Below are 1,186 nucleotides of genomic sequence, written 5' to 3' on the forward strand. Positions count from 1 at the left end.
GGAGCATCTCGCGGCGATGGTGTTGGCGAGCTGGCGCACGTGGGCGCGCGCAAAGGGATCGGTGGGCAGCAATGGTGACTGCGGATAACGCTCATCCAGATATTCGAGGATGGCAAGCGACTGGCTGATCAGCGCGCCCTCTTCTTCCAGCACCGGCACCAGCGCCTGGGCGTTGAGTTCCTGGAAGGCCGCGCCGAACTGCTCGCCGCCGTTGCGGTTCAGATGCACCGCGTGATACTGGAAAGGCAGCCCCTTCAGGTTCAGGGCGATGCGCACGCGGTAGGAAGAAGAACTGCGGAAATAATTATGCAGAATGCGTTCTGTGCTGCTCATGATGTTCAGACTCCCAGGTATTGATGGAGCAGCTGGCTCTGCTGGGCCAGTGCGGTAGAGGTGCCGGACCAGACCACACGGCCCTTCTCCAGCACGAAGTGACGATCAGCCAGCTTCAAGAGCGGCTTGATGTTCTTGTCGATGACGATCTGCGCCAGGCCTTCCTGCTTCAGGCTCGACAGCGACTGCCAGATCTCCTGGCGGATCAGCGGCGACAGCCCTTCGGTCGCCTCATCCAGCACCAGCAGGGTGGGATTGGTCATCAGCGCACGACCGATGGCCAGCATCTGCTGCTCGCCACCCGACAACTGCCAGCCCTGGTGGCGGCGCCGCTCCTGCAGGCGCGGAAACAGTGCATACACCCGCGCCAGCGTCCACGGGGCAGACGATATCTTCTGGCGTGGGGCGCGGGCGGTGGCTACCAGGTTTTCCTCGACGCTCAGGTTGGGGAAGACTTGGCGCCCTTCCGGCACCAGGCCCAGCCCCAGTCGTGCGATCTCATGCGAAGGCGCGGCCTGGATCTCGCGCCCGGCCAGATGGATGCGTCCGTGTTGCGCACGCAGCAGGCCGAACAGGCATTTCACGGTGGTTGAGCGGCCCATGCCGTTGCGCCCCAGCAGGGTCACCACTTCACCCGGCCCCACATCGAAATCGACACCGAACAAGGCTTGCGCACGCCCGTAGGCGGCCGTCAGGTTTTCCACTTGCAGCAAGGCGGCCATCATTCTTCCTCCCCCAGATAGATCGCCTTCACTTGCGGGTGATGACGGATTTCTTCAGGCGTACCGCAGAACATGACGCGACCATAGACCAGCACGGTGATGCGGTCGGCCAGGGCGAAGACGGCCTGCAT

3 protein-coding genes are annotated in these 1,186 nt (G+C 63.2%); all 3 read right to left on the reverse strand.

From position 1 onward, the window contains the following. Positions 1-333 (reverse strand): glutathione S-transferase N-terminal domain-containing protein (locus tag I5G_RS27165; RefSeq protein WP_187288800.1); only part of this gene is annotated, 333 nt, incomplete at its 3' end. A gap of 5 nt (positions 334-338) precedes the next feature. Next, positions 339-1,055 carry an ABC transporter ATP-binding protein gene (locus I5G_RS27170; RefSeq protein WP_017451369.1) on the reverse strand — a complete coding sequence of 239 codons (717 nt, stop codon included), beginning with the start codon at positions 1,053-1,055 and terminating at the stop codon, positions 339-341. Continuing rightward, positions 1,055-1,186 carry a hypothetical protein gene (locus I5G_RS27175; RefSeq protein WP_368843878.1) on the reverse strand — a complete coding sequence of 44 codons (132 nt, stop codon included), beginning with the start codon at positions 1,184-1,186 and terminating at the stop codon, positions 1,055-1,057. Before I5G_RS27175 ends, I5G_RS27170 begins: the two co-directional genes overlap by 1 nt.

Origin of the sequence: Microbacterium sp. B19 (assembly GCF_000333395.1) — a bacterium.
Classification (GTDB): Bacteria; Actinomycetota; Actinomycetes; order Actinomycetales; family Microbacteriaceae; genus Microbacterium.

Coding starts and splice junctions, on each gene's coding strand:
- I5G_RS27170 (WP_017451369.1), bottom strand. CDS start 1,055: ATGGCCGCCTTGCTGCAAGTGGAAAACCTGACGGCCGCCTACGGGCGT.
- I5G_RS27175 (WP_368843878.1), bottom strand. CDS start 1,186: ATGCAGGCCGTCTTCGCCCTGGCCGACCGCATCACCGTGCTGGTCTAT.